Below are 25,698 nucleotides of genomic sequence, written 5' to 3' on the forward strand. Positions count from 1 at the left end.
CCTGAACGAAAGAGGTCCCTGCGTGACCAGACCAGCACCTGCCGTGACCCAGAACACCTGGGAATTTCTGCGCGACGCCATGATCACGCCCACGGGATTCCGCGAATATGACGCGCGCTGGAAATACCCCGATGATATCAATCTGCCGGGCATCACCGCCCTGGGTCTGGGGCTGGGCACGCAGATGTACCGGCGCGGAATTGAACCGGTCATTGCGGTCGGCAACGACTATCGCGACTATTCCCTGTCGATCAAGAACGCGCTGATGCTGGGGCTGATGCAGGCGGGCATTCAGGTGCGTGATATCGGCCCCGCACTGTCCCCGATGGCCTATTTCGCGCAGTTCCATCTGGATGCGCCTGCGGTCGCCATGGTCACGGCCAGCCACAATCCCAACGGCTGGACCGGGGTCAAGATGGGGTTCGAGCGCCCGCTGACCCACGGCCCGGATGAGATGAGCGAATTGCGCGATATCGTGCTGAACGGCGAAGGCGTGGCGCGCCCCGGCGGTGGCTATGAATTTGTCCACGGCGTGCGCGAGGCCTACCTGGATGATCTGGTTGGCGATTTCAGAATGACCCGGCCCCTCAAGGTGGTCTGCGCCACCGGCAACGGCACTGCGTCAGCCTTTGCGCCAGAGCTTTTTCGCCGCATGGGGGTCGAGGTGGTCGAAAGCCACAACCGCCTCGATTACACCTTTCCGCATTACAACCCCAACCCCGAAGCCATGGAAATGCTGCATGACATGGCCGCGTCCGTCAAAGCATCCGGCGCGGACCTCGCGCTGGGATTTGACGGGGACGGTGACCGCTGCGGCGTGGTCGATGATGAGGGCGAAGAGATTTTCGCCGACAAGGTGGGCGTGATCATGGCCCGCGATCTGGCGCGGCTTTATCCCGGCTCGACCTTTGTGGCGGATGTGAAATCCACCGGGCTTTTTGCCTCGGACCCGGAGTTGATCAAACACGGGGTGACGGCGGACTACTGGAAAACCGGCCACAGCCATATGAAGCGGCGCGTCAAGGAACTGGGCGCGCTGGCGGGGTTCGAGAAATCAGGGCACTACTTTCTCGCAGAGCCCATCGGGCGCGGATACGACTGCGGGATGCGGGTGGCGGTGGAAATCTGCAAGCTGATGGACCGCAATCCGGACAAGAGCATGTCCGACCTGCGCCGCGCCCTGCCGCAGACCTGGGCCACGCCGACCATGTCACCCTATGCCGCCGATACGGAGAAATACGCGATACTGGACCGGATCGTGGGCAAGCTCACGACCCTGCCGGAACTGGCGGGCCGCAAAGTGGCGCAGGTGGTCACTGTGAACGGCGCAAGGGTGATCCTGGACAATGGCGCATGGGGGCTGGTGCGGGCATCCTCGAACACGCCCAATCTGGTGGTGGTCTGCGAAAGTCCGGATTCGGAAGCTGAGCTGCGCCAGATTTTCGCGGAACTGGATGCGGTGATCCGCAGCGAACCCGGCGTCGGCGATTACGACCAGACCTTCTGAACCTGCGCCGGATATTCTTTCAAAGGAATTTGCCGGAGTTTTTGAAAACTCCGGTACGCGGCAGGCAAGACCGGTGGCACAACAGGCGAATTTTTCAAAAAATTCGGTCCGGAGTTTTTTGAAAACTCCGGCGCGCGGCGTCACTTTCTTCGCTGATGCTCGTCCAGACGCGGCATGATCTCCACGAAATTGCAGGGCCGGTGACGGTAATCCAGCTGCTTCACCAGGATCTCGTCCCAGGCGTCCTTGCAGGCCCCGGGTGATCCCGGCAGCGCGAACAGATAGGTGCCATTCGCCACCCCGCCGGTCGCACGGCTCTGCACGGCGGAGGTGCCGATCTTGTTCATCGACACGATGGTAAAGACGGTGCCAAAGGCGTCGATCTCCTTTTCATAGACGTCGCGGTGCGCCTCCACCGTCACATCGCGCCCGGTCAGCCCGGTGCCGCCGGTGCTGATCACGACGTCCACCCCGTCGTCCGCGCACCAGGCGCGCAGCTGGTCGGCGATTTCCGCCCGCTCGTCGCGGAGGATCCGGCGATCGGCCACCCGATGCCCCGCGGCCTCGATCCGGCCCACCAGCACGTCGCCTGACCTGTCTTCGGCCAGATCGCGGGTGTCCGACACGGTCAGCACCGCAATGCGTACCGCGATGAAGTCCTTGGTTTCGTCGATCCGGCTCATGCCCGCTCCATCATTGCCAGCCGCGCGGCCAGCGCGACAAAGATACCCGCGCTGAGATAGCCCAGCAAACGCCCGCCCCGCGCCAGCCTGCGGCCGAGCGTGCTGGCGAAAATACCAACGCCTGCGTTGATCACAAATCCGCCCAGCCCCAGCACCGCGCCAAAGACAAGGAACTGCCCCAGCACGGATCCGGCATCGGGGCGGACGAACTGCGGCACGAAGGCCAGCACAAAGAGGATCACCTTGGGGTTGCTCAGGTTGACATAGAACCCGGTGCGAAACGCCTGCCAGACGCCAAAGGCGCGGGCATTGTCCTTTGCGGCCCTGCTGTGCCGAAGGGTCTGCGCCGCCAGCCACAGCAGATAGGCCACGCCAATCCAACGGATCACCTCGAGCGCCCAGGGCAAGGCGGCCACCACAGCCCCCAGCCCCAGGCCCGCCAGCCCCACATGCACCATGCCGCCAAAAGAAATCCCGGCACTGGCCGCCACCGCCGCCCGGGGACCGGAACGCAGCCCCTGGCCGAGGCAGAACATCATGTCCGCCCCCGGCGTCAGGTTCAGCGCCAGCGCGGCGGGCACAAATGCCAGCAGGGTCAAAGGATCAACCATCCGCCAGCTTCGCCTTCAGCGACAAAAGATCGGCCCAGGCCTCGCGCTTGAACTCGGGCGAGCGCAGCAGGTAGGCGGGATGGAAGATCGGCAAGGCGGGCACCCCGACGGCCTCGGTCCATGCGCCGCGCAGCCGGGTGATGCCACGTTTGCCCAGCAGCGCCTGGCAGGACCAGTTGCCGACAATCACCAGCACCTGCGGCTTTGCCAGTGCGATGTGGCGCATGAGGAAAGGTTTCATCATCGCGATCTCTTCCGGCTTGGGGTCGCGGTTCTGCGGCGGCCGCCAGGGCAGGACATTGGTGATATAGACCGGCGCCTCTGCCCGGTCGCGCCCCATGTCGATGGCGGCCAGCATCTTGTCCAGCAGCTGCCCTGCCCGCCCGACAAAGGGCTTGCCCGCCCGGTCCTCGTCACGGCCCGGTGCCTCGCCCACCAGCATCACGGGCGCGCCGGGGGTGCCATCGCTGAACACCAGATTGCGCGCGCCCTTCTTCAGGTCGCAATGTTCGAATGCCGCCATGGCCGCGCGCAAGTCCTCAAGCGTTGCCGCAGCAGCGGCCGCCTGTTCGGCAATGGCCACGGCATCGACCCTGGCCTGTGGCACCGGCGTGACCGCAGGTGTCGCAGCCACGGCCGCCTTCGGCTTTTCAACAGCGGCAGGCACCTCATAGCGATTGACCGGCACATCCCCGATCGCCTCGAACGCGCCAAGCTCGATCTGCCATTCCAGCAGCGCGAGATCGTGATGATAAGCCGATGATTCCATGCCCCCACTCTACGCCCTGCCCGCGCCAAGCTAAATCCCCACCTTGTCGCCCGCCCCCGCACCCCCCTATAAGGGCCCGACACTGACGAAAGGCGCCGCCATGTCCTTCCCCCACCGCCATCTGCTAGGCATTGAGCATCTGTCGCAGGGCGATATCACCACCCTGCTGGACCTTGCCAACACCTATGCAGAGCTGAACCGCCAGCCTGACAAACACGCCGATGCGCTGGCCGGACTGACGCAGATCAACATGTTCTTCGAGAATTCGACCCGCACGCAGGCCTCTTTCGAGATTGCAGGCAAGCGGCTGGGTGCCGATGTGATGAACATGGCGATGCAGGCGTCGTCGATCAAAAAGGGCGAAACCCTGATTGACACCGCCATGGCCCTGAATGCCATGCACCCCGACCTGCTGGTGGTGCGGCACCCGCAATCGGGCGCTGTGGACCTGCTGGCACAAAAGGTCAATTGCGCGGTGCTGAACGCGGGCGACGGGCGGCACGAACATCCCACACAGGCGCTGCTGGACGGGTTGACCATCCGCCGGGCCAAGGGACGCCTGCACCGGCTGAGCATCGCCATCTGTGGCGATATCGCCCATTCCCGGGTGGCACGGTCGAACATTCTGCTGCTGGGTAAGATGGAGAACCGCATCCGCCTGATCGGCCCGCCGACCCTGATGCCCGCAGGCGTGGCCGATTTCGGGGTCGAAGTCTTTGACGACATGGCCGAGGGGCTGAAGGACGTGGACGTGGTGATGATGTTGCGCTTGCAAAAAGAACGCATGGATGGCGGCTTTATCCCCAGCGAAAGGGAATATTACCACCGTTATGGGCTGGATTCCGAAAAGCTTGCACATGCCAGGCCCGACGCCATCGTCATGCATCCCGGCCCGATGAACCGGGGCGTGGAAATCGACGGCACGCTGGCCGATGACATCAACCGCAGCGTGATCCAGGACCAGGTTGAAATGGGTGTTGCCGTGCGGATGGCGGCCATGGATCTGCTGGCGCGCAACCTGCGCCAGACACCGGTGCGCCAGGTTTCCTGACCTCTGTCCGAACCAATACCGCCCGGTTTGCGTTTGTCCCTCATGAGACAGCTCAAATCATCCACGATTGAAAATCCGGACCCCGACGAGATGGCACAAATCACCATTCCCGCGCATGAACATGGCATTGTGCGTGTCTTCAGTCTTTCGATGTCTGATGATCAGGCGAAATCGCTGCGCAACAGCCGTCAGGCGCAAAAGGATGCGCTGGGGATGCAGCAACTTGATCCGCGCGGAATCGACGTCTTTCAGATTTCCGATCTGGCCGAGATCGGATTGCATGGCTATCTGCGCGAAGGGGTCGATGCCGATGAGGCCGGTTTGACCCGCGACCGCGCCAAGCTGCGTGCGCTCGAAGGATGGGTCATGCTGGTCTATTCCAGCGCTTTTGAAGGGCGCGAGGTGACATTCACGCCGACCCCGGAACTGACGCTGATCGGCACCTATGGTCAGGCAAAGCGCGACTGGAGCCAGATCGAGATCGATTCGGATGCGGCAAAACCATATTCCGGCACGCCGACCCTGACGCCCCCGCAGCCGGTGCGCGGTGGCGCTGGCGGGGCGATGGTGATCATCGGGCTGCTGGTTCTGGTTGCCCTTGTCTGCCTGTGGATGCTTTCCTAACCCCGGCCCATGCGGTAGGTAACTTTCATGAAGGAACCTGAACCCGACCCCAAGATGTCCGGCCGCATCGCGATGATCGCCCTGCTGGTGGCATTTGGCGTGGCCGCGATGATGGTCTGGATGGCCGGATGACGTCGCGGCTGAGCTGGGCGCCGCAACGGGCGGTGTTTCTGCGCCGGGCGGCGGTCACCGCGCTGTTTACCTTCCTGGCGCTGCTGGCGGTCGGGTTTCTTTTGTCCTTTTACACCGATCTGCCGTTCCTTTGGGTGATCCCTACGGCGCTTTTGCTGACAGCAGGATTTCTGTTCGACGACGCCCTGCGCTGGCGCGCCTCCAAATACGACCGCTGGCATCTTGAGGGCGGGCATCTGATCCACGAAGACGGCGATGGCACCGCGCAGCTGCCGCTGAGCGAGATCGACCGGGTCTTTACCCGCTTCGGGGGCCGGGTGGTTGTGGAATTATCCTCGGGCCAGCGCATCGCGATGGGATATCTGCCCTATCCGGCAAAAACCGCCGAGACCATCGAGACCGCGCGCCGGGGTCCCCTCGCGGATTGAACTTGCCCCTTGGTTCAGCCCGCGTTTTAGGGCAAGACACGCCGGACCCAAACACGAAGGCCCGCCATGACGTTGCACTTCATCAACGCGCAGCTGATCGACCCCGAAGCGGGGACACTCACCAAAGGGGCGCTGACCGTCCGCAATGGCCGGATCGAACGGATCGCCGCCAATGATGAACCGCCCGGTGACGCGCAGATCATTGATTGTCGGGGCAAATACCTCGCCCCCGGCATTGTGGACCTTGGCGTAAAGGTCTGCGAACCCGGTGAACGCCACAAGGAAAGCTATCGCTCTGCCGGGTTGGCGGCGGCCGCGGGCGGTGTGACCACGATGATCACCCGCCCCGATACGACCCCGGCCATCGATAGCCCCGAAGTGCTGGAATTCGTCACCCGGCGCGCCAATGAGGCGGCACCGGTCAACGTGATCCCGATGGCGGCCCTGACCAAGGGGCGCGCGGGCCAGGAGATGACCGAGATCGGTTTCCTGATGGACGCAGGTGCTGCGGCCTTTACCGATTGCGACCATGTGGTCACGGATACCAAGGTGTTTTCGCGCGCCCTGACCTATGCCCGCAGCCTTGGCGCGCTGGTCATCGCCCATCCGCAGGAACCGATCCTGAGTGCCGGGGCAGCCGCGACCAGCGGAAAGTTCGCCTCCCTGCGCGGCCTGCCCGCCGTGTCGCCGATGGCCGAACGCATGGGGTTGGACCGCGACATTGCGCTGATCGAGATGACCGGGGCGAAATACCACGCCGACCAGATCACCACCGCCCGCGCCCTGCCCGCGCTGGAACGGGCCAAGCGCAACGGGCTGGACATTACCGCCGGGGTGGGTGTGCATCACCTGACGCTCAACGCGCTCGACGTGGCGGATTATCGCACCTTCTTCAAGCTCAAGCCGCCGCTGCGGGACGAGGATGACAGGCTGGCGGTTGCCCATGCTGTCGCTTCCGGCCTGATCGACATCATCTGCTCCATGCACACGCCGCAAGACGAGGAATCCAAGCGCCTGCCCTTCGAGGAAGCCGCCTCCGGTGCCGTCGGGCTGGAAACCCTGCTGCCCGCCGCGCTGCGGCTGGTCCATGCAGAGGTGATGGACCTGCCGACGCTCTGGCGCGCGCTGTCGCTGAACCCCGCGAAGCGTCTGAACCTGCCCGGCGGACGGCTGAGCGCGGGGGCCCCTGCCGATCTGGTGCTGTTCGACGCCGACGCACCGTTCAAGCTGGACCGTGCCACATTGCGTTCCAAATCGCGCAACACCCCGTTTGACGGAATGCGGATGCAGGGTAAGGTCCTGAAAACCTATGTTGCTGGCAATTGCGTATTCGAGGCCCCCTGATGCCCCTGATTGAAAGTTCCGCCGCCGTTCTGATCCTTTGGGGTCTCATTGGCTATCTTCTGGGCTCGATCCCCTTTGGCCTGCTGCTGACCCGCGCGATGGGGCTGGGCAACCTGCGCGACATCGGCTCCGGCAACATCGGTGCCACCAACGTCCTGCGCACCGGCAACAAGAAGGCCGCCGCGCTGACCCTGGTGCTGGACGGGGCCAAGGGCGCGGTTGCGGTCCTGCTGGCCCGTGCGATGGCGGGCGAGGATGCGGCACAGCTGGCCGGGCTGATGGCGATGCTGGGCCATTGCTATCCCGTCTGGCTGCGCTTCAACGGCGGCAAGGGTGTCGCGACCTTCCTTGGAATCGTGCTGGCACTGGCATGGCCGGTTGGTATCGGCTGCTGCATTGCCTGGCTGATCGGGGCGCTGACCAGCCGCATATCCTCGATGGGGGCGCTGGCCGCCGCTTCCGCCTCGACCTTCCTGATGGTGATTCTCGGCGCGGGTAACGCTCTGGTTCTGGGCGTGGTCCTGACCCTGCTGATCTTTTGGCGTCACCGGGCCAATATCAAACGCATCCGTGCCGGCACGGAGCCGAAAATCGGCAAGACAGCGTAACACTGCCACCCGATGATCCGGGCCTGCACCAAAGATCACAAAGCATTGAATCTATTGAGTTTACCTCAATATCCTGTGTGCTTTCACGACAGGTGACCCGACCCTGTGACATCGCGCCACAGCGCCACCGGACAAATTCTCTTGCCATTCCCGACATTCCTGATATTTCTGTCATTACAGAAATTAACGTACGGAATATGAAGATGCACCTCACACCGGCCATGCAGAACTTTATCCTCCACTGGGGGGACATGGGCGCGAAATGGGGCACCAACCGCTCCGTGGCGCAGATCCATGCGCTGCTGCACATCGCGCCGGAAGCCCTGAGCGCGGATGAGATCTGCGAGCTGCTGAACCTCGCCCGGTCAAACGTGTCGAACGGGCTGAAAGAGTTGCAATCGCTCGGCCTGGTCAAATCGCAGCGCAAGCTGGGGGATCGGCGCGATCACTTCACCTCGATCCGCGACATGTTCGATCTGGTCAACCAGGTGATCGAAAGCAGGCGGGAACGTGAATATGCCCCGACCCTCGCCGCCCTGCGCGAGGTTCAGGCCGAGGCCGAACAGGACGCAACACCGCCCGCCGTGAAAGCGCGCATCAACGAGACGCTGACCACCATGCAGATGTTCGACGACTGGTATCGCGATGTGTCGCGCCTGCCCCGGTCGGTGCAATTGTCGGTGATCAAACTGGGGGGCCGCATCGCGCGCTTCCTGCCAAAGTCCAAGGACAGGGGCTGACAAGCGCCTTCCATTTACCCGAGGATTTCTCTCATGACAGAAATTACTGGAAACTTCGCCTCCGCCCGCACCGCCGGTCCGCGCCATATCATTGATCCCGTGGCGTTCATTCTTGCCCTCATCGGCGGCCCGGTACTGGTAACCGCAATCAGCTTCTGGCTGGTGGTCCCGGTCTTCGCGCTGATCATCGGCGGGCCGCTTTACCTTGCTGTCGGGACCCCGGTTTTGCTGTGGCGTCTGCAAAGAGAGGTCCACGACATCTTTGAGCTGGCCGTTCTTGCGATGAAAGTGGTGGGAATCCTGACACTGGGCGCAACACTCTATCTGTGCCTCACCTCCCAGGAGGGGCAAATCCCTTCCCTGCTGACAATGGCCCTGTTCGCCCTGGTCTTTGCTGCCCTCTGGACCGCCACATTCGGCTGGCTCTATCGCAGGCTCTGCCGCGATTTCTTCACCCATCCCATTCCCAACTGACCTCGATAGGAGAGACAAATGATCCTGCTTGCCCTTATCTACCTTCTTCTGGCCTTCGGCGCGCTTGCCGCCCTGTGCATCATGATCCTGCGCATCGGCGCGATGATCGGCACCTGCCCGCAGACCGGTGCCGCAGCCCGCGCAGCGGCAGTCACCATCGCCACCGGCTTTGCCGCCATCGGCACGGGCGGTGTGATCCTGATCGGCGCACTGCTGCCGCTTGCGGTCAGCGGCCCGGTGATCAGTTTCCTGCTGGCACTGGGTCTGGCAAGCCTCTGCCTTGGCCTAGGCTTCACCCATGCCGTCGGCACCCTGCGCGCCGTGCTGGCCACCCCTGCCCGGGACAATCCCCGGCAACAGCCGGAACCGGCCTGACGGCACGACCACATGAACCAGGGGACCGGCGTGCAACCGCGCCGGTCCCGCACCCTGCGAATAGACGGCGCGCCCGATTAGATCACACCACCGTCAAAATCCTGCCCCGATCGCCCGGCAGTTTCGGTCCCTGAACAACATTCATCGGATTGCACCGTGCGAGCATTTTTCCAGTACTTCGAGAACTTCTTTTTCCGCGCATTCAATTTTTCGGGCCGTGCCTCACCGCTCGAATACTGGTGCGTGATGCCGCTGATCTGGATCGTGATCCTTGCCCTGCTGCCGGGGGATGCCGCCGAATTCTGGTCCAGCCTGCTGGCGCGGCAGGTCCCGCCGCTGAACCCGCTTTACTACGATTCCATTTTGGTCTTCGTGCTGACCATCGTCCCGCGCCTCTCCCTGACCGTGCGCCGCCTGCATGACAGCGGCAAAAGCGGCAAATGGGCCAAGCTGCCCTTCATCGCGATATTCTCCAGCATCACTCTGGCATTGGGCATCGGCTCTGCCTTGCTGACATCCAGCGTCGCCGGCAATGAAGCCGTGCTTGGCCTGGCCGTATTGGCTGCCCTCGTCATGGGATCGGCAGAAAGCGCCTGGGACGGCATTTTTGCCGCTGCAATTGCCGCAAATAGCCTGGGATGGGATGTGATCTGGGCAACGCTCAGTGACATGACGGGCGGCATGCCGAAACCACAGCTTGCACAAGGTGTCGGAGATCTGGCCCAGTCGGTGAAATCGGACCCCGGTATTGGCATTCCGGCGATCCTGGTCACGATGCTGATGGTCTGCACACCCGTCGTCTCGGCCCTGTTGCACCTGATGTTCATGCTGGCCCCCACCAAATACGAAGAGGACGGGTTTGGCGGCATGCTGGACCCCGCGCCGATGCGCAAGACGGGTGGATCCTCTGCCTCCGGGATCAAACGGCGTGATCCGCTGCAAAGCTATGCCTGCCTGTTCGAACGCAGCCCCGAGCAGGAAGCCGCCCTGAAGGTCAGGCAAAAGCAGGAGTTGAAAGACCTCTACCGTACCCGCGTGCTGGGCCAGGGCTAAGGCACGCGCGCCGGGAAAGGCTCAGTAGCTGAATTCGTCGTAGATCCGGCTCAGGTCACCGCCCCAGGGGCCGTGATAGGCCTCCAGCAGCTCATCCGCAGGCACCTTGCCGGTCTCGACGCTTTCCTTCAGCGCGTTCAGAAAATGTGTCTCGTCGGGAACCAGCCCGCCGGCGCCGGCACGTGCGCGGGCTTTCAACCCGGCCTCAGACAGGGCCAGGGCCTCACGGGCGACCTCATGCAGGGAAATGCCCTGCACCTTGCCCTGCAACCCTTCGATGCTGGCCGACACGCGCAGCCCGTCATGCTGTGCCGGTGTCCAGTGCTTGACCAGATCCCAGGCGCCGTCCAGCGCCGACTGGTCATACATCAGCCCCACCCAGAAGGCCGGCAGCGCGCAGAGCCGCCGCCAGGGCCCGCCATCCGCGCCGCGCATCTCGATGAACTTCTTCATCCGCGCCTCGGGGAAGGCGGTGGTCAGGTGATCGGCCCAGTCGCTGAGCGTCGGCGTCTCGCCGGGCAGCGCGGGCAGTTTGCCCGCCATGAAATCGCGGAACGACATGCCCAGCGCGTCGATATACTTGCCGTCGCGGTAGACAAAGTACATCGGCACATCCAGCGCATAGTCCACCCAGCGTTCAAACCCGAACCCTTCCTCAAAGACAAAGGGCAGCGTGCCGGTGCGCGAGGCATCCAGGTCGCGCCACACCCGGCTGCGCAGGCTCTTGTAGCCGTTCACCTTGCCTTCAAAGAACGGGGAATTGGCGAACAACGCGGTGGCCACGGGCTGCAAGGCAAGGGCCACGCGCATCTTCTTGACCATGTCGGCCTCCGACCCGAAGTCGAGGTTGACCTGAACCGTGCAGGTCCGCCGCATCATGATCCGGCCCATGGTGCCGACGCGGCCCATGTAGTCGTTCATCAGCTTGTAACGCCCCTTGGGCATCAGATCCATCTGCTCATGGGTCCAGTCCGGTGCCGCGCCCAACCCGATAAACCCGACGCCGATCTCGTCGGCAACATCCTTGACCTCGCGCAGGTGGCTGTTCACCTCGTCGCAGGTCTCGTGAATGGTCTCGACGGGTGCGCCGGACAGTTCAAGCTGCCCCCCGGGTTCAAGCGAGACATTGGCGCCATCCTTTTCCAGCCCGATCAGCTTGCCGCCCTCTTCGACCGGGGTCCAGTTGTGGCGGTCGCGCAGCCCCTCCAGCATGACCCGGATCGAGCGTTCGCCCTCGTAAGGCAGGGGTTTATGGGTATCCTTGCAATAGCCGAACTTCTCATGCTCGGTTCCGATCCGCCACTGGTCCCGGGGCTTGCAGCCCTCCGCCAGGTATTCGGCCAGTTGTTCGTGACGCTCGATGGGGCCGCCGCCGGACTGTGGAATGGACATGGGTGAGGGCTCCGCAATGATATCTCTGAATGGTCAGGGATGGGCGATCAGAAAGGGCGTGTCAATGCAGCACGCGCACTGGCGGTCGCTGCACCTGCCGCTGCCAGATCACCACCGATTGCACGCCGCCTGCCCGCAGCTCACCCAGCATCCTCTCGGTCCTGATCCCAGGCAGGGTTGCAAAGGCATCAAACAGCGCCTCTGACCCCGCCGCGTTCACCGGAATCAGCAAAGCGGACTGCCCGGGCTGTTCAAGCCGCCAATGCGCCGGATACATGTTGCGTTCCAGCGTCAGGCTCTGCATCTCCCGCAGGGCCACGGTGCCCCCGGTCAGCGGGCCGAAATATGTGACCTCGCCCTCATCGACCTGAACCGCCCCCGGCCCGTCCCGACCCGCCCGGAACCGCAACCGCTGCACCCCGATCCAGGCCAGCCCGGCACCCGCCGCGATCAGCGGATAGCCCACGACCGCCAGCAGAAAACCCGGCACCGCCACCAGCCATAACCCGGTCAGCCCCAGCACGGCCCCCGCGATCACCTCGCGCCAGCGCCACAGACTTTCTGCCGCCTCAGGCCGGAGAAACGTCATCCGGGATCCACTTTCATTTCATTGTTCCCAAAATACACACCACAGACCTCAGCCCCAATCGCCCAAAGCCTGCTGCCAATGCGTCATCGCCGCAACCGCCGCCGTATCCGCCCGCAGAATGCGCGGCCCCAGACGCACCGCCACTGCCGCCTCCAGCCGCGCCAGCCGTTCCCGCTCCTTCTCCGAAAACCCGCCCTCCGGCCCGATCAGGATGGCCCAGGGCCCCCGCGCCTCTGGCAGCGCAGAGCCGCCCCCGGCGGCCAGCGCCTCGTCGCAGAACATCAGGTGGCGGGTGCTGTCCCATCCGTCCAGCAACCGGTCAAAACGCACCGCTTCGGCCACCTCCGGCACATAGGTGCCACCGCATTGCTCCGCCGCCTCCACCGCATGGGCCTGCAGACGGTCGGTCTGCACCCGGCCCGCGTTGGTGAATTCCGTCATCACCGGCACGATCCGCGCCGCCCCCATTTCGGCGGCCTTTTCCACGATGAAATCCGTGCGGGCCTTCTTGATCGGGGCAAAGCACAGCCAGAGGTCCGGCGGCATCTGCAAGGGCCTGCTCTGCGCGACGCAGATCAACTCGCCGTCACGTTTGCCAGCGCGGGCAACCTCTGCCAGCCATTCACCGTCGCGCCCGTTGAACAGCGCCACCTGCGCGCCGACAGGTTGCCGCATCACCCCAAAGAGGTAATGCGCCTGCCCCCGGTCCAAAGGAACCGATTGCCCCGCCCCCAGGGGGTGATCTACATAAAGCCTGATCTTCGCACTCATGAGGTTCATATATGCAAGACCAGCCCGCCGCGCCAGATCGCCAGGACGCAAAAGGCACCGTCGCCGATGCGCCGCCCGACAATTGGGTGGATCGCCACGCGCCCGAAGCCCTGCGCCCCTACCTGCGCCTGTCCCGCGCGGACCGGCCCATCGGGACCTGGCTGCTGCTGCTGCCCTGCTGGTGGGGGCTGGCCCTGGCCATCCTGCATGACCAGAGCCCCCGCTGGGAAGACCTCTGGCTTTTTGCCGGCTGCGGCATCGGCGCCTTCCTGATGCGCGGCGCGGGCTGTACCTGGAACGACATCACCGACCGCGACATCGATGACAAGGTGGCGCGCACCCGGTCCCGCCCGATCCCGTCGGGACAGGTCTCGGTGCGCCAGGCCCTGGCCTGGATGGTGCTTCAGGCGCTGCTGGCGGCCTGCATCCTGTTCACCTTCAACTGGGCCGCCGTCGGTCTGGGGGTGCTGTCACTGCTGCTGGTCACGGTCTATCCCTTTGCCAAGCGCTTTACCTGGTGGCCGCAGGTCTTTCTCGGGCTGGCCTTCAACTGGGGTGCGCTGCTGGTCTGGACCGCACATACCGGCAGGCTGGAATCACCCGCCGTGCTGCTTTACGTCGCGGGAATCGCATGGACGCTGTTCTACGACACGATCTATGCCCATCAGGATACCGAGGACGATGCGCTGATCGGCGTCAAATCCACCGCCCGCCTCTTTGGCGACAAGAGCCCGCAGTGGCTGCGCCGTTTCCTGGTGGTGACCGTTGGCCTGATGGGGCTGGCCGTGGTGTTCTCTGCCCTTCCAGACGCCTCCGTATTGGCGCTGGTGCTGGCCCTGGGCGGCCCCTGGGCCATGGGCTGGCACATGGCATGGCAATTGCGCGGGCTCGACCTGAACAACCCCTCGAAAATGCTGCAATTGTTTCGCGCCAACCGCGATACAGGCATGATCCCGCTGTTGTTCTTCGCAGCAGCCCTGCTGGCATGATTGCACCCCCCGCCCCCGGCGCGTATCAAGACGGCAGCGTTCACGATCAAGAAGAAAAGCCATGCGCCTGTCTGCTGTCCTGACCATCACCCTTACCTTTGTAGCCGCCGCCGTGGTTTCCCTCGTGGCGGCGAATTTCTCTGTCAAACTGATCGAGGAAACATCGGAAATCGGTGTGCGGGACGCGCTGGACGATCAGGGCATGACATGGGCCGAGGTACAGGCCGACGGGCTGCAGGTCACGCTTGCAGGCATCGCACCGACCGAGGCCGTCAGGTTCCGGGCACTGACCACGGCAGGCTCCATCGTGGATGCCGCCCGCGTCATCGACGACATGGAAGTCGAGGCTCAGGCCGCCATCGCCCCGCCGCGTTTTTCCGCCGAGGTCCTGCGCAACGACAGTGGCGTGTCCATCATCGGTCTGATTCCCTCTTCAACCGACCGCGAGGCCGCGATTGCCCGTTTCACCAAGATGTCCGGCAGCAAGGAAGTCGCCGATCTGCTTGAACAGGCGGATTATCCCGCCCCGCCCGGCTGGGAAGAGGCATTGGGGTTTGCCATCACCGCCATTGCCCAATTGCCCCGTGCCAAGGCCTCCATCGAAGCCGGGCGCGTCTCCATCACGGCAATTGCCGACAGTCCCGAAGCCAAGGCCGCAATGGAAACCAAGCTCAAACGCGCAGCACCGCCATCGCTGAAGCTGGTGCTCGACATCGCGGCCCCCCGCCCGGTGATCACCCCCTTTACCATGCGCTTCGAACTGGATGAGGATGGCGCAAGATTCGACGCCTGTTCCGCCGATACGGATGCCGCGCGCAACCGCATCCTGGCGGCAGGCGAACGCGCCGGCGCCCCTGCGAACAGCCGCTGCACGGTCGGTCTGGGGGTTCCAAGCCCGGCCTGGGCGGAAGCGGTGATGCAGGGCATCGACGCCGTCAAACGCCTCGAAGGCGGTTCGGTCACCCTGGCCGATGCCGATATGACCCTGGTCGCCCAGCCCGGCGTCGACCAGTCACTGTTCGACCGCGTCGTGGGCGAGCTGGAAACCTCCCTGCCCGAGGTCTTTGCCCTGAGTGCAAAACGTCCCAAGCTCGAAGATCCCAATGCAGGCCCGCCGGAATTCACCGCCACGCTCAGCCCCGAAGGTCAGGTGCAATTGCGCGGCCGTGTCAGCAATGCGCCGCTGCGCGAACTGGCCGACAGCTATGCCAAGGCACGCTTTGGCTCCGACAAGGTCTATATGGCCGCGCGGATCGACGAAGACCTGCCCGACAGCTGGGGCCCCCGCGTGCTGACCGGGCTGGAGGCGCTCGCCAGCCTGTCCAACGGCGCTGTCACCGTCACCCCCGATACCGTCTCGGTCACCGGCAACACCGGCAATCCCGATGCCAACACCGCAATTGCCTCCCTGCTGTCCGACAAACTGGGGGAAGGGGCCGACTATGACATTGATGTCATCTACCAGGAAAAGCTGGACCCGGTGCTGGGCCTGCCCACGCCAGACGAATGCGAGGCCGAAATCGGCGAAGTGGTGAAAGTCGCCAAGATCAATTTCGAACCGGGCAGCGCCACCATCGACGCCAGCGCCCTGGGCACCATGGACGACATCGCGGAAATCCTGAAACGCTGCGGCGACCTGCCGCTTGAGATTCAGGGCTATACCGACAGCCAGGGCCGCGAGAGCATGAACCTTGCACTGTCGCAATCGCGCGCCGAATCCGTCCTGAACGAATTGCGCGCGCGCCGCGTGTTGACCGGGTCTTTCACCGCCAAGGGCTATGGCGAGGAGAATCCGGTCGCCGACAACAAGACCGAAGTGGGCCGCGAAGCCAACCGACGCATCGAGTTTCGCCTGATCCGCCCGAAAACAGTGGAGCTTCCGGGGCAAACAACGCTGGAATCCGTTGCCCAATCAAGCGATACAGAGGCGGATCAAGTCGAAGAAGGCCCCACTGATGAGCAGAACTGAATTCGTCCTCGCCACCGCGATCATCCTGTTCGTGGCTTTCTGTCTGGGATGGTTTGCAAACTGGCTGCTGCACAGGTTCACCCGTGTCGCGGCAGGTGATGTGGCCCAGCTCGACAAGATGAGCCAGGAATTGCACGAGGCCGAAGAAACCCGCGACCAGGCGATCACCTACCTGCAACAGCGCGAGGCGGAGCTGACCAATCAACTGGCCCAGACGGAAGCGGAACTGCGCGCAGCGATGGATGGCCTGCGCGACGCCCGCCACGAGGCCGAGGAAATGCGCGCCTATATCGACCGGCAGCAGGCCAGCTGACCGGTCCTGCAAAGCGGACAGGGGCGCGGCCGGGGCCGTCTCAGGCCACGGTCATGACAGCACATTGCGCGCTCTTGCTGATCTCCTGAGAGGTCGAACCCAGAAACAGCCCCTTGACGGCACCCAGCCCCCTGCGCCCGGTGACAATCAGATCGGCCTTCGCCTCCCTGGCGCGCGCCAGAACATTTGCCGCCGGAAGACCATGCCCGATGTGAACCTCCACATCCGGCATCCCCGCTTCTGCCGCAATCCCTTTGGCGCGTTCCGCCATTTTCACGGCCGCTTCGCGCAGCATCTCGTCATGGGCCGCCGTGGGGCCGACATAGAACCCTGAAATCGCCTCGGCGGCAAAGGTCACCGTCTCTTCCAGAGGCGTATGGCATACCTCCAGCCTGGCCCCGAACTTAAGCGCTAGTTCGCAACCCATCTTCAGGGCGCGCTCGGCAGCCTCGGACCCGTCAAAACCAACAACTATGGACGTGATCATCTTTCATCCTCCTGTGCTTTCCGCCTGATCCTATCAGCGGAGTGTGCAGGGAACCTTGATGTGGGTCAAACAGCCGCTTGTCAGGACCAGCGGTCCAGCGCCGCCTCGTCCTCGTCCTTTGCCGCGACCCAATCGCCGCCCTGCGCCGTCACTTCGCGCTTCCAGAACGGGGCGCGGGACTTGAGGTAATCCATCAGGAACTCCGCCGCGGCAAAGGCATCCTTGCGGTGCGGAGCCGCGGTCGCGACCATCATGATCATCTCGCCGGGTTTCAGCGCTCCGAACCGGTGGATCACCAGCACATCGCCAAGAGAGAACCGCGTCACCGCCTGCTGCGCCATATCGGTCAGCGCCGCCTCTGTCATGCCGGGGTAATGTTCGATCTCCATCACGTCCAGCGGATCACCGGGCAGGTCCCGCACGACGCCGGTAAAGGTGACAATGGCCCCCATGTCAGCGCGGCCCGCGGCAAAATCCGCAGCTTCCTGCCCCAGATCAAAGGCCGCTTCCTGAACGGAAATGCGCATCGCCTACCCCCCCGTCATCGGGGGGAAGAACGCCACTTCACGGGCGCCATCCAATGGCGTGTCAAAATCCACCAGGGTCTGATCCACCGCCACACGCAGCGCCGACAGATCCTCAAAGGCCGCAGCATAACGTTCCTCGCGCGCGCGCAACTCGACAACCAGGTCATTCACGGTCCTGGCCCCGGTCTCGACCTCTTCGCGCGGCACGCCGATCCGCTCCCGCACCCAGGCAAAATACAAGACGTTCACGAGTTGCCCTCCTTCAGATGCGGCATCGCCTTTTTCAGGTAGTCCACCCCGGTGATTGCCGTCAGCGCCGCCGCGATCCACAACAATGTCAGCCCGACGCGCCCCGCCCAGACTTCCAGGTCGAGGTCGTGACCGATCAGATCGTGCTCCAGCGCCACGCCCAGCGTTTCCCCCGACGCCACATCCATCCCGCCACCGGAAAGGCCGAAATAATGCTCGAACACGCCCTGGCTGAACAGCACAGCGATGGCAATCATCTGCGCCGTTGTCTTCCACTTGGCCAGTTTGGTCACCTTCAGCGTGCCGGACACATCGCCAAGGTATTCCCGCAGCCCGGAGACAAAGACCTCCCGGAACAGAATCACCGTGGTGGGCAACACCAGCCAGGGTGACCAGCTTGAAAAGCCCACAATGACCATCAGCGCAATCACCACCATGGCCTTGTCGGCAATCGGGTCCAGCATGGTCCCCAGCTTGGTCTCCTGTTTCCAGGCACGCGCCAGATAGCCGTCGAACCAATCCGTCACCGCCGCGACCACGAACAACAGCATCGCCAGCCCGTCCGCATAAAGACGATCGAAATACAGGAACATCACCGCAACACCAGGTGCTGCGACCAGACGCAAAAGCGTCAGAACATTGGGCAGATTCCATTTCATGACCGCACCCTAACCCGCCCCGCAAAGGCGCGAAAGCACCAACCCCCCTCTCTTTTTGGCCAAAAATATTCCCAGGGGGTTTGGGGGACAGCGTCCCCCATCAGAAAACAGGATCCTGCGCGGCGCAGCCGCTCCTCCGGGTCAGCCCCGGTCATGAAAATAAGCATATATCGTCTCGGCCAATGCGCCGGATACGCCCTCAACCGCCTTGAGATCGCTCAGGTTCGCGCGCCCCACCGCCTTGGCGGATCCGAAATGCGCCAACAATGCACGTTTGCGGGCCGCGCCCACGCCCGGCACATCGTCCAGCGGCGTGGCCCCGACCGCCTTGGCACGTTTCGCGCGGTGCGTCCCGATGGCAAAACGATGTGCCTCGTCGCGCAGGCGCTGGACGAAATACAGTACCGGATCGTTATGGCGCAGCGCCATCGGGCGTTTGCCAACGCGGTGGAACTCCTCCTTGCCGGCGTCCCGGTCCACGCCCTTGGCAACACCGACCATCGGAATATCCTCGACCCCATATTCGCGCATGATCGACGCCACGGCAGAGACCTGCCCGGCCCCGCCGTCAATCAGCAACAGCTCCGGCCACTGGCCTTCCCTGCGTTCCGGATCTTCCTTGATCAGGCGCTTGAAACGGCGCGTCAACACCTCTTTCATCATGCCGAAATCGTCGCCGGGGGTCAGCTCATCACCGCGGATGTTGAACTTGCGGTACTGATTCTTCATCATCCCGTCGGGTCCGGCCACGATCATGGCACCCACCGCATGGGCCCCCTGGATATGCGAGTTGTCATAGACCTCGATCCGCTGCGGCGGTCCCGGCAGGTCGAATGCCTCGGCCAGACCGCTCAGCAATTTGCCCTGTGTCGCCGTCTCCGCCATCTTGCGGGCCAGGCTCTCGCGGGCGTTGCGCAGGGCGCCATCCACCAGCTCGGCCTTTTCGCCACGCTGAGGCACCAGCAGTTCCACCTTGCGGCCCAGCTTGCCCGACAGCGCATCCGCCATCAGATCGGGGTTTTCGATCTCGTTGCTCAGGATCAACTGGCGCGGCGGCTCACGGGTGTCATAGAACTGACCGATAAAGGCCTCCAGCACCTCGGCAGCATCCACGTCTGCACCGACGCGCGGGTAGTAATCGCGGTTCCCCCAGTTCTGGTTCGCGCGGATGAAGAACACCTGCACGCAGGCCTGCCCGCTGTCCATGTGCAGCGCAATGATGTCCGCCTCGGCCACGCCCTTGGGGTTGATGCCCTGGGCCGTCTGCACCTGCGTCAGCGCCTTGATCCGGTCGCGCAGGGCGGCGGCACGTTCAAATTCCATCGCTTCGGAGGCCTGCGCCATCTCGCCCGCCAGCCGGGCCTGAATATCCGTCGTCCTGCCCGAGAGGAATCTTTCCGCATCCCGCACGGACTGGCGGTATTCATCGCTGCTGATCTTGCCGACGCAGGGGGCGCTGCAGCGTTTGATCTGGTGTTGCAGGCAGGGCCGCGTGCGGCTGTCGAACATGGCATCCGAACAATCGCGCAGCAGAAACACCCGCTGCAACTGGTTCAGGGTCCGGTTCACCGCCCCCGCACTGGCGAAGGGACCGTAGTAGGCGCCCTTCTCCTTCTTGGCGCCCCGGTGCTTCTTGATCTGGGGAAAGTCCTGATCCGTGGTGACGAGGATGTTTGGAAAGCTCTTGTCGTCGCGCAGCAGCACGTTGAACTTGGGCTTGAGCTGCTTGATCAGGTTCTGTTCCAGCAGCAGCGCCTCGGTCTCGGTCCTGGTGGTCAGGAACATCATCGAGGCGGTGTTGGAGATCATCCGTGCGATGCGTGGCGAATGCCCGGTGGGGCGCGCATAACTGCTGACCCGCGCGCGCAGATTCCGCGCCTTGCCCACATAAAGCACCCGGCTTTCCGCATCCAGCATCCGGTAGACACCCGGCGAGGTGTCGATGGTCTTGAGATAGCCCTGGATGACCTCGTGACCCAGCTGCGGTTTGATCGTTTCTTCCGTCATCGTCCCGTTCTGATTCTCCGGTTGGCCTGCAACAGGCGGCTGGTCATGACAAGGATTAACCTGTCCACCAAATATGTGGATAACTCTGCAGATAACTCTGACGCAGGTGGAATTTTTCTTTGAATCCGGCCCGCTTCACCGAAACGCACAATATTTAGGCAGATATGCAACCTCTTGATTTTCCACGTTAAGTTTATTAACCCTTGCCAATTCATTGAATCTTAACGACTTTTGCAACGGTTTTGTAACACCTCCGCAGCGCCGTGCAGAACTTTCGCCCGGGGTCTTACTCGACACCGATGATGTCGCGTGTCTGCCAGACCAGATGCTGCCCGCCATCGACGCACAGCAACTGTCCCGTGACCCCCGGCGCATCCAGAAAATAGCCAAGGGCGGCAGTGATGTCATCGGGATTGGCCCCGCGCTCCAGCAATGCGCTGGCGCGTTGCTGGGCGAAATGCGCATCGCTCTGCCGGGCGCCTTTCAGGGTTGGTCCGGGGCCGATGCCATTGACCCGGATGACCGGGGCCAGCGCCTGCGCGGTGGTATGGGTCATGGCCCACAACCCCATCTTTGCCAGCGTATAGGTCATGAACTCAGGCGTCAGCTTGCGCACCCGCTGGTCGATCATGTTGACGATCAGACCGGTCGCAAGCGGCTCTCCGTTCGCGTCCCGATCCGGGGTCAGCCCCTGCGCGGCCATGGCCTGTGTCAGCAGGAAGGGCGCGCGCAGATTGCTGCCCATATGCCGGTCCCAGCTGCTGCGCGTTGCGGATTTCAGCGTGTCGTATTCAAAGATCGAGGCATTGTTGACCAGACAGGTGATCGGCCCGCCCAGTGCCGCGGCCGCGCGGGGCAGCAGGCTTTCCGTCGCGGCGTCCTCCAGCAGATCGGCCTGCAGCGCCGAGGCCTTGCGGCCCATCGCCTCGATCTCGCGCACGACTTCTTCCGCGCCTTCGGCGGAACTGGCGTAATGCACGGCCACATCATGGCCCCGCGCCGCCAGGTACAGCGCCATTGCGCGGCCCAGCCGCTTTCCCGCACCGGTCACCAACGCCCGTTTCATCACGTTCTCCTCAGCTCAACACGACCACAAGATACAGGGCATATAGAGCGGACAAGGCAATCCCCCAAATGCGCGTGATGTCGCGGCCCAGATAGACAAAGGGGATCAGCAACAGCGATGCGCCCAGCATGACCCAAAGGTCGAGCCTCAGGAAGGCGGGGTCGACGTCGATGGGACCGACGAGGCTGGCGATGCCGATGATCGCCAGCAGGTTGAACATGTTCGATCCGATCACATTGCCCAGCGCCACATCCGCCTGGCGGCGCAGGGCGGCCATGACTGTCGTGGCCAGTTCCGGCAGCGAGGTGCCGACCGCCACCAGGGTCAAACCGATCACCGTATCGCTGACCCCATAGGCGGTTGCGATGATGGTGGCATTATCCACCAGCAGGCTTGCGCCCAGCGGCAGGCCGATCAGGCCCAGCACCAGGAAAACCGCAATCTGCCAGCGCGGCATGTCGGGGTCGGCCCCTTCGGGTTCCTCGGCATCATCGCCTTTGCAGGCGTTGCGGTGGTTGCAGGCCTCGCCGAACTGATCGGCCAGCACATAGGCCAGCCCGCCCAGCAGGACCAGCCCGGCAATCCAGTCAAAGACACCCCGGAACGCCAGCGCGATGAACAGCACCGAGGCGGCGATCATGAAATTATATGTCTTGCGCGTGTGGCATTCAGAGGTGTGCATGGTTGCCAGCAAGGCCGGTATGCCCAGCACCAGCAGGATATTGGCGGTGTTCGATCCCACCACATTGCCCAGGGCAATGCCCGGTGCATTGTCGATCACGGCCTTGATCGAAATCAGCAGCTCCGGGGCGGATGTGCCAAAGGCCACGATGGTCAGGCTGACGATCAGCGCGGGCACGCCCAGCCGCAGCGACAGATTTACCGCGCCCTTCACCAGCGCATCGCCGGCCAGCAGCAGGATCACCAGCCCCAGAAGAGACAGCAGCCACGGCATCAGCATCAGCCCTGCCCCCCGCAGCTACAGCGGCCCTTGCCGATACGATACCGGCCGCAGGCGCTGCATTTGGTCTGGCTGAAGCGTTTGCCGCCGAGCCAGTGCATCTTGCCGAACCAGGCAAGCATCCCCATGAACACAAGGAAAAGAAGAACGATCTTGAATACCATCAGAGCCCAAACCGCGCAAAGGCCGCGCGTTCTTCGATGCCCTGCACTGCATCATCGACGATCTGCGCCCCGAACCGCGACAGCAATCCCTTGCGCGCGCCATAGCGGCGGAATTTGACCTTGTCGCCAAATCGGTCTTTCATCATCGGGCGCAGGTGGCCGATACCGTCGATCAGACCCAGTTCGGCGGCGCGTTTCGCCAGCCAGATCTCTCCGGTGAACAGGTCCTGATCCTCGGGCAGCTTGCCCGCCCGACGGCTGTTCACATGGTCCTTGAAATTCTCGTGGATGTCTTCCAGCAGCACCTTCAGCCGGGCCACGTCTTCCGGGTTTTCGGGGCGGAACGGGTCCAGCATGCTCTTGGATTTGCCAGCGGTATAGACGCGCCGTTCCACACCGTATTTGTCGATCAGCTCATGCACCCCGAAGGAGGCGGAGATCACACCGATGGACCCCAGCACCGACGACGGATCGGCATAGATCTCATCTGCGGCCACGGCCAGCCAGTAGCCGCCGGAGGCGGCGACATCCTCGACAAAGGCGATGACGGGAATCTTCTTTTCCTCTGCCAGCCGGCGGATGCGCGCACCGATCAGCGAAGACTGGACGGGGCTGCCACCGGGCGAGTTCACCTCAAGCGCGATGGCGACCGGTTTGCCCTTGCTGAACGCCTTTTCGATCACCGGCCCCAGGGTCGCGTCGTTCAGCACGCCACGCCCTGAGGTGCTGATCATCCCCGACAGGCGGATCACAGCAACGGTCGGGTTGGACTTCAGGAAAGGCAGCCAGTTGTTCATGCCCCCCATGTAGAACGCCGACGCCGGTCAAACAAGGCGAGGCGAAGCTTTATTGGCGAATGCGCCAGCCGGTGCGGAAAATCCACCATATGATGCCGAGACAGACGCCGGTAAACAGCCCGATGGCCAGAAGGCTGGTCAGGATCGGCACATCCGCGGTGTCAAAGAACGCCCAGCGGAACCCCGAGATCAGGTAAACCACCGGGTTGAACATCGACACTGCCTGCCAGAACGGCGGCAGCATCGAAATGGAGTAGAAAGACCCGCCCAGGAACACCAGCGGCGTGACGATCAGCAGCGGTACGATCTGCAATTGTTCGAAATTGCCCGCCCAGATGCCCAGGATAAATCCGAAGAGCGCGAAACTGATCGTGGTCAGCAGCAAGAACGCCACCATGGCCAGCGGATGGGCGATGCTGAAATCGACAAAGAAGTATGCCGTGATCAGGATGATGAACCCGATGATCAGCGACTTGGTCGCAGCGGCCCCCACATAGCCCATGACGATTTCGAGAAAGCTGATCGGCGCGGACAGAAGCTCAAAGAACGTGCCGATGAACTTGGGGAAATAGATCCCGAAAGAGGCATTGGCGATGGATTGGGTTATGACCGTCAGCATAATCAGCCCCGGCACGATGAACGCCCCATAGCCGACCCCCTCGACCTGTTCGATCCGGCTGCCGATGGCCGCGCCGAAAACGACGAAGTAAAGCGAAGTGGAGATGACAGGCGCAAGCAAACTCTGCGCGACGGTCCGGAAGAACCGGAACATCTCGAAAATATAGATGGAGCGGACAGCCGTCCAGTTCATGCCGCGTCCTCCTTGACCAGATTGACAAAGATATCTTCCAGGCTGGATTGCCGGGTCACGACATCGCGCAGCACCAGCCCCTCGGCGGCAACATCCGCCAGCAGCTTGGTGATGCCTGTGCGTTCGGCGTTGGTATCATAGGTATAGATCAAGGCGTGCCCGTCACTGGACAAGGCCAGATCGTCGGACTGCAGGTTCCTGGGAACCTCGGTCAGGGTCTCGGTCAATTGCACCTCAAGTTCCTTCTGACCCATGCGGGTCATCAGCTTGGACTTTTCCTCGACCAGCAGCAGCTCGCCATGGGCGATCACACCGACGCGGTCGGCAATCGCCTCCGCCTCTTCGATATAATGGGTGGTCAGGATGATGGTCACGCCATCTTCCTTCAGCTTGTCGACGATCTGCCACATGTCCTTGCGCAATTCCACGTCGACGCCTGCCGTGGGTTCGTCAAGAAACAGGACGCGGGGGTCATGGGCCAAAGCCTTGGCGATCAGGACACGGCGCTTCATACCGCCCGACAATTCCCTGATCTGGTTGTCCTTCTTGTCCCAAAGCGACAATTGCCGCAGCACCTTCTCGATGGCCGCATCGTCGGACGGCTTGCCAAACAGGCCGCGTGAGAACCGCACGGTGTTGATGACCCGTTCAAAAGGTTCCAGGTTGATTTCCTGCGGCACCAGCCCGATCATCGACCGCGCGGCGCGATAATCATGCAGGATGTCGTGCCCGCCGACAGTGACCTTGCCGCTGGTCGGCATGGTGATCCCACAGACCGTGGAGATCAATGTGGTCTTGCCCGCGCCGTTCGGGCCGAGAAGGGCAAGGATTTCACCCTCTTCAATCCCCAGGTTCACGCCCTTGAGCGCCTGGAACCCATCCTTGTAGGATTTGCGCAGGTCTGTGATTTCAACGATATTTGCCATGGCTCAGGCCCCCTTCATCCCGCGCGAACTTAATTGGCGGGACGTTAAAGTAAACAGTTCAGTTCAGTCTTTTGACCGACCGAACCAGCCTTTTTTCCTGGGGGCCTCTTCGGCGTCGTCCCCGCCTGCGTCTTCCGCCGGTCCCTCCAGGGCCGCCTGAAGGTTGTCGAAGAACTGATCCGCCATCTTCTTGGCAAACCCGTCGATGATCCGGCTGCCCAGCTGCGCGAGCTTGCCGCCCACCTTGGCCTCCACGTCATAGCTCAGCTCGGTGCCGCCATCCTTTGCCGCCAGCCGCACGTCGGCACCGCCCTTGGCAAAACCCGCAGCACCGCCCTTGCCCGCGCCGTCAATCTTCATGGATTGGTCCGCAACCAGATCGGTGATTGTCACCTCTCCCTTGAAGGTGGCCTTTACCGGCCCGACCTTCTGCACGACGGTCGCCTCGTATCCCTCCTCGACCGAGCCGGTGACCTCGGTGGCGCCCGGCACGCAGGCCTTGAGCACCTGGGGATCCAGCAGGGCAGCGTAAACCTCTGACGGGGGCGCCGCAATCTGACGGGTATCTGACATCTGCATGGGGGAACCTCCGGGTTATTTGCGCGCAGGATAGCCAAGTTGG

Annotated in this window: 31 protein-coding genes; 13 read left to right on the forward strand and 18 right to left on the reverse strand. The window is 63.1% G+C overall.

The window, feature by feature from the left end; all coding sequences use genetic code 11:
* Window positions 1-79 precede the first annotated feature (79 nt).
* Window positions 80-1,507 carry a phosphomannomutase/phosphoglucomutase gene (locus O4H53_RS03280; protein WP_443069510.1) on the forward strand — a complete coding sequence of 476 codons (1,428 nt, stop codon included), beginning with the start codon at window positions 80-82 and terminating at the stop codon, window positions 1,505-1,507.
* 140 nt (window positions 1,508-1,647) lie between these two features.
* Here the strand turns inward: O4H53_RS03280 and moaB are convergent, their stop codons facing one another.
* From moaB to O4H53_RS03295, 3 genes are read right to left on the reverse strand one after another with little or no spacing between them, the layout of a single operon-like run.
* Window positions 1,648-2,190 carry a molybdenum cofactor biosynthesis protein B gene (gene moaB / locus O4H53_RS03285; RefSeq protein ID WP_269361376.1) on the reverse strand — a complete coding sequence of 181 codons (543 nt, stop codon included), beginning with the start codon at window positions 2,188-2,190 and terminating at the stop codon, window positions 1,648-1,650.
* On the reverse strand, window positions 2,187-2,801 hold the full coding sequence (locus O4H53_RS03290; RefSeq protein WP_269361378.1) for a LysE family translocator: 615 nt from the start codon (window positions 2,799-2,801) through the stop codon (window positions 2,187-2,189). Before O4H53_RS03290 ends, moaB begins: the two co-directional genes overlap by 4 nt.
* Window positions 2,794-3,570, reverse strand: a complete 777-nt coding sequence (locus tag O4H53_RS03295; RefSeq protein ID WP_269361380.1) for a uracil-DNA glycosylase — start codon at window positions 3,568-3,570, stop codon at window positions 2,794-2,796. Before O4H53_RS03295 ends, O4H53_RS03290 begins: the two co-directional genes overlap by 8 nt.
* Window positions 3,571-3,670: 100 nt before the next feature.
* Between O4H53_RS03295 and O4H53_RS03300 the strand changes: the two genes are divergently transcribed.
* The 9 genes from O4H53_RS03300 (at window position 3,671) to O4H53_RS03340 (ending at window position 10,399) form a co-directional block, all read left to right on the forward strand.
* Window positions 3,671-4,621: an aspartate carbamoyltransferase catalytic subunit gene (locus O4H53_RS03300; protein WP_269361381.1), complete on the forward strand. Its 951-nt coding sequence runs from the start codon at window positions 3,671-3,673 to the stop codon at window positions 4,619-4,621.
* 90 nt (window positions 4,622-4,711) lie between these two features.
* The gene (locus O4H53_RS03305; protein WP_269361383.1) at window positions 4,712-5,245 is read left to right on the forward strand and encodes a hypothetical protein; all 534 of its coding nucleotides are present in this window, start codon (window positions 4,712-4,714) and stop codon (window positions 5,243-5,245) included.
* 128 nt (window positions 5,246-5,373) lie between these two features.
* Window positions 5,374-5,805 (forward strand): hypothetical protein, encoded by a 432-nt coding sequence (locus tag O4H53_RS03310; protein ID WP_269361385.1) that lies wholly within the window; start codon window positions 5,374-5,376, stop codon window positions 5,803-5,805.
* Between the two features lie 66 nt (window positions 5,806-5,871).
* Complete coding sequence (gene pyrC, locus O4H53_RS03315; RefSeq protein ID WP_269361387.1) at window positions 5,872-7,149, forward strand: dihydroorotase; 1,278 nt, start codon at window positions 5,872-5,874, stop codon at window positions 7,147-7,149.
* Window positions 7,149-7,757, forward strand: coding sequence for a glycerol-3-phosphate 1-O-acyltransferase PlsY (plsY, locus tag O4H53_RS03320; protein ID WP_269361389.1), 609 nt, complete (start codon window positions 7,149-7,151; stop codon window positions 7,755-7,757). Before pyrC ends, plsY begins: the two co-directional genes overlap by 1 nt.
* 203 nt (window positions 7,758-7,960) lie before the next feature.
* Window positions 7,961-8,497 carry a GbsR/MarR family transcriptional regulator gene (locus O4H53_RS03325; protein WP_269361392.1) on the forward strand — a complete coding sequence of 179 codons (537 nt, stop codon included), beginning with the start codon at window positions 7,961-7,963 and terminating at the stop codon, window positions 8,495-8,497.
* A gap of 33 nt (window positions 8,498-8,530) precedes the next feature.
* On the forward strand, window positions 8,531-8,971 hold the full coding sequence (locus tag O4H53_RS03330; RefSeq protein WP_269361394.1) for a hypothetical protein: 441 nt from the start codon (window positions 8,531-8,533) through the stop codon (window positions 8,969-8,971).
* 18 nt (window positions 8,972-8,989) lie between these two features.
* A complete protein-coding gene (locus tag O4H53_RS03335; RefSeq protein ID WP_269361396.1) occupies window positions 8,990-9,346 on the forward strand; it encodes a hypothetical protein in 357 nt (118 codons plus the stop codon).
* Window positions 9,347-9,502: 156 nt separating this feature from the next.
* Entirely contained in the window at window positions 9,503-10,399 is an 897-nt protein-coding gene (locus tag O4H53_RS03340; RefSeq protein ID WP_269361398.1) for a DUF805 domain-containing protein, read from the forward strand.
* A 21-nt stretch (window positions 10,400-10,420) separates the two neighbouring features.
* Here the strand turns inward: O4H53_RS03340 and O4H53_RS03345 are convergent, their stop codons facing one another.
* The 3 genes from O4H53_RS03345 to O4H53_RS03355 all read right to left on the reverse strand — a co-directional run bounded on the left by O4H53_RS03345 (window position 10,421) and on the right by O4H53_RS03355 (window position 13,151).
* Complete coding sequence (locus O4H53_RS03345) at window positions 10,421-11,791, reverse strand: glutamate--cysteine ligase (RefSeq protein WP_269361400.1); 1,371 nt, start codon at window positions 11,789-11,791, stop codon at window positions 10,421-10,423.
* Between the two features lie 61 nt (window positions 11,792-11,852).
* Entirely contained in the window at window positions 11,853-12,380 is a 528-nt protein-coding gene (locus tag O4H53_RS03350) for a hypothetical protein (protein ID WP_269361401.1), read from the reverse strand.
* A 48-nt stretch (window positions 12,381-12,428) separates the two neighbouring features.
* The gene (locus O4H53_RS03355) at window positions 12,429-13,151 is read right to left on the reverse strand and encodes a 16S rRNA (uracil(1498)-N(3))-methyltransferase (RefSeq protein ID WP_269361402.1); all 723 of its coding nucleotides are present in this window, start codon (window positions 13,149-13,151) and stop codon (window positions 12,429-12,431) included.
* 11 nt (window positions 13,152-13,162) lie between these two features.
* On the opposite strand from O4H53_RS03355, the gene ubiA reads away from it, so the two are divergent.
* The 3 genes from ubiA (at window position 13,163) to O4H53_RS03370 (ending at window position 16,422) form a co-directional block, all read left to right on the forward strand.
* The gene (gene ubiA, locus O4H53_RS03360; protein ID WP_269361404.1) at window positions 13,163-14,140 is read left to right on the forward strand and encodes a 4-hydroxybenzoate octaprenyltransferase; all 978 of its coding nucleotides are present in this window, start codon (window positions 13,163-13,165) and stop codon (window positions 14,138-14,140) included.
* Window positions 14,141-14,201: 61 nt separating this feature from the next.
* Window positions 14,202-16,109, forward strand: coding sequence for an OmpA family protein (locus O4H53_RS03365; protein ID WP_269361406.1), 1,908 nt, complete (start codon window positions 14,202-14,204; stop codon window positions 16,107-16,109).
* Window positions 16,096-16,422: a hypothetical protein gene (locus tag O4H53_RS03370; RefSeq protein ID WP_114275262.1), complete on the forward strand. Its 327-nt coding sequence runs from the start codon at window positions 16,096-16,098 to the stop codon at window positions 16,420-16,422. Before O4H53_RS03365 ends, O4H53_RS03370 begins: the two co-directional genes overlap by 14 nt.
* 40 nt (window positions 16,423-16,462) lie before the next feature.
* Here the strand turns inward: O4H53_RS03370 and O4H53_RS03375 are convergent, their stop codons facing one another.
* From O4H53_RS03375 to O4H53_RS03430, 12 genes are all read right to left on the reverse strand, one after another.
* Window positions 16,463-16,909, reverse strand: a complete 447-nt coding sequence (locus tag O4H53_RS03375) for a universal stress protein (protein WP_269361408.1) — start codon at window positions 16,907-16,909, stop codon at window positions 16,463-16,465.
* An 80-nt stretch (window positions 16,910-16,989) separates the two neighbouring features.
* Window positions 16,990-17,436, reverse strand: coding sequence for a molybdenum cofactor biosynthesis protein MoaE (locus O4H53_RS03380; protein ID WP_269361410.1), 447 nt, complete (start codon window positions 17,434-17,436; stop codon window positions 16,990-16,992).
* Between the two features lie 3 nt (window positions 17,437-17,439).
* Window positions 17,440-17,685, reverse strand: coding sequence for a molybdopterin converting factor subunit 1 (moaD, locus tag O4H53_RS03385; RefSeq protein ID WP_269361411.1), 246 nt, complete (start codon window positions 17,683-17,685; stop codon window positions 17,440-17,442).
* The gene (gene pgsA, locus O4H53_RS03390) at window positions 17,682-18,344 is read right to left on the reverse strand and encodes a CDP-diacylglycerol--glycerol-3-phosphate 3-phosphatidyltransferase (protein WP_269361413.1); all 663 of its coding nucleotides are present in this window, start codon (window positions 18,342-18,344) and stop codon (window positions 17,682-17,684) included. The genes moaD and pgsA overlap by 4 nt, the downstream gene beginning before the upstream one ends.
* A 141-nt stretch (window positions 18,345-18,485) precedes the next feature.
* Window positions 18,486-20,351 (reverse strand): excinuclease ABC subunit UvrC, encoded by a 1,866-nt coding sequence (uvrC, locus tag O4H53_RS03395; RefSeq protein ID WP_269361415.1) that lies wholly within the window; start codon window positions 20,349-20,351, stop codon window positions 18,486-18,488.
* Between the two features lie 286 nt (window positions 20,352-20,637).
* Window positions 20,638-21,417, reverse strand: coding sequence for an SDR family oxidoreductase (locus O4H53_RS03400; protein WP_269361417.1), 780 nt, complete (start codon window positions 21,415-21,417; stop codon window positions 20,638-20,640).
* Window positions 21,418-21,427: 10 nt separating this feature from the next.
* Window positions 21,428-22,375 (reverse strand): calcium/sodium antiporter, encoded by a 948-nt coding sequence (locus O4H53_RS03405; RefSeq protein ID WP_269361604.1) that lies wholly within the window; start codon window positions 22,373-22,375, stop codon window positions 21,428-21,430.
* 2 nt (window positions 22,376-22,377) lie between these two features.
* Complete coding sequence (locus O4H53_RS03410; protein ID WP_205388213.1) at window positions 22,378-22,542, reverse strand: hypothetical protein; 165 nt, start codon at window positions 22,540-22,542, stop codon at window positions 22,378-22,380.
* Window positions 22,542-23,339 (reverse strand): S49 family peptidase, encoded by a 798-nt coding sequence (locus O4H53_RS03415; protein WP_269361419.1) that lies wholly within the window; start codon window positions 23,337-23,339, stop codon window positions 22,542-22,544. The genes O4H53_RS03410 and O4H53_RS03415 overlap by 1 nt, the downstream gene beginning before the upstream one ends.
* Window positions 23,340-23,388: 49 nt before the next feature.
* Entirely contained in the window at window positions 23,389-24,150 is a 762-nt protein-coding gene (locus O4H53_RS03420; protein WP_269361420.1) for an ABC transporter permease, read from the reverse strand.
* Window positions 24,147-25,076: an ABC transporter ATP-binding protein gene (locus O4H53_RS03425; RefSeq protein ID WP_269361422.1), complete on the reverse strand. Its 930-nt coding sequence runs from the start codon at window positions 25,074-25,076 to the stop codon at window positions 24,147-24,149. Before O4H53_RS03425 ends, O4H53_RS03420 begins: the two co-directional genes overlap by 4 nt.
* A 63-nt stretch (window positions 25,077-25,139) precedes the next feature.
* On the reverse strand, window positions 25,140-25,655 hold the full coding sequence (locus O4H53_RS03430) for a CoxG family protein (RefSeq protein WP_269361424.1): 516 nt from the start codon (window positions 25,653-25,655) through the stop codon (window positions 25,140-25,142).
* Between the last annotated feature and the right edge of the window lie 43 nt (window positions 25,656-25,698).

Origin of the sequence: Sulfitobacter sp. G21635-S1, assembly GCF_027213915.1 — a bacterium.
GTDB lineage: Bacteria > Pseudomonadota > Alphaproteobacteria > Rhodobacterales > Rhodobacteraceae > Sulfitobacter.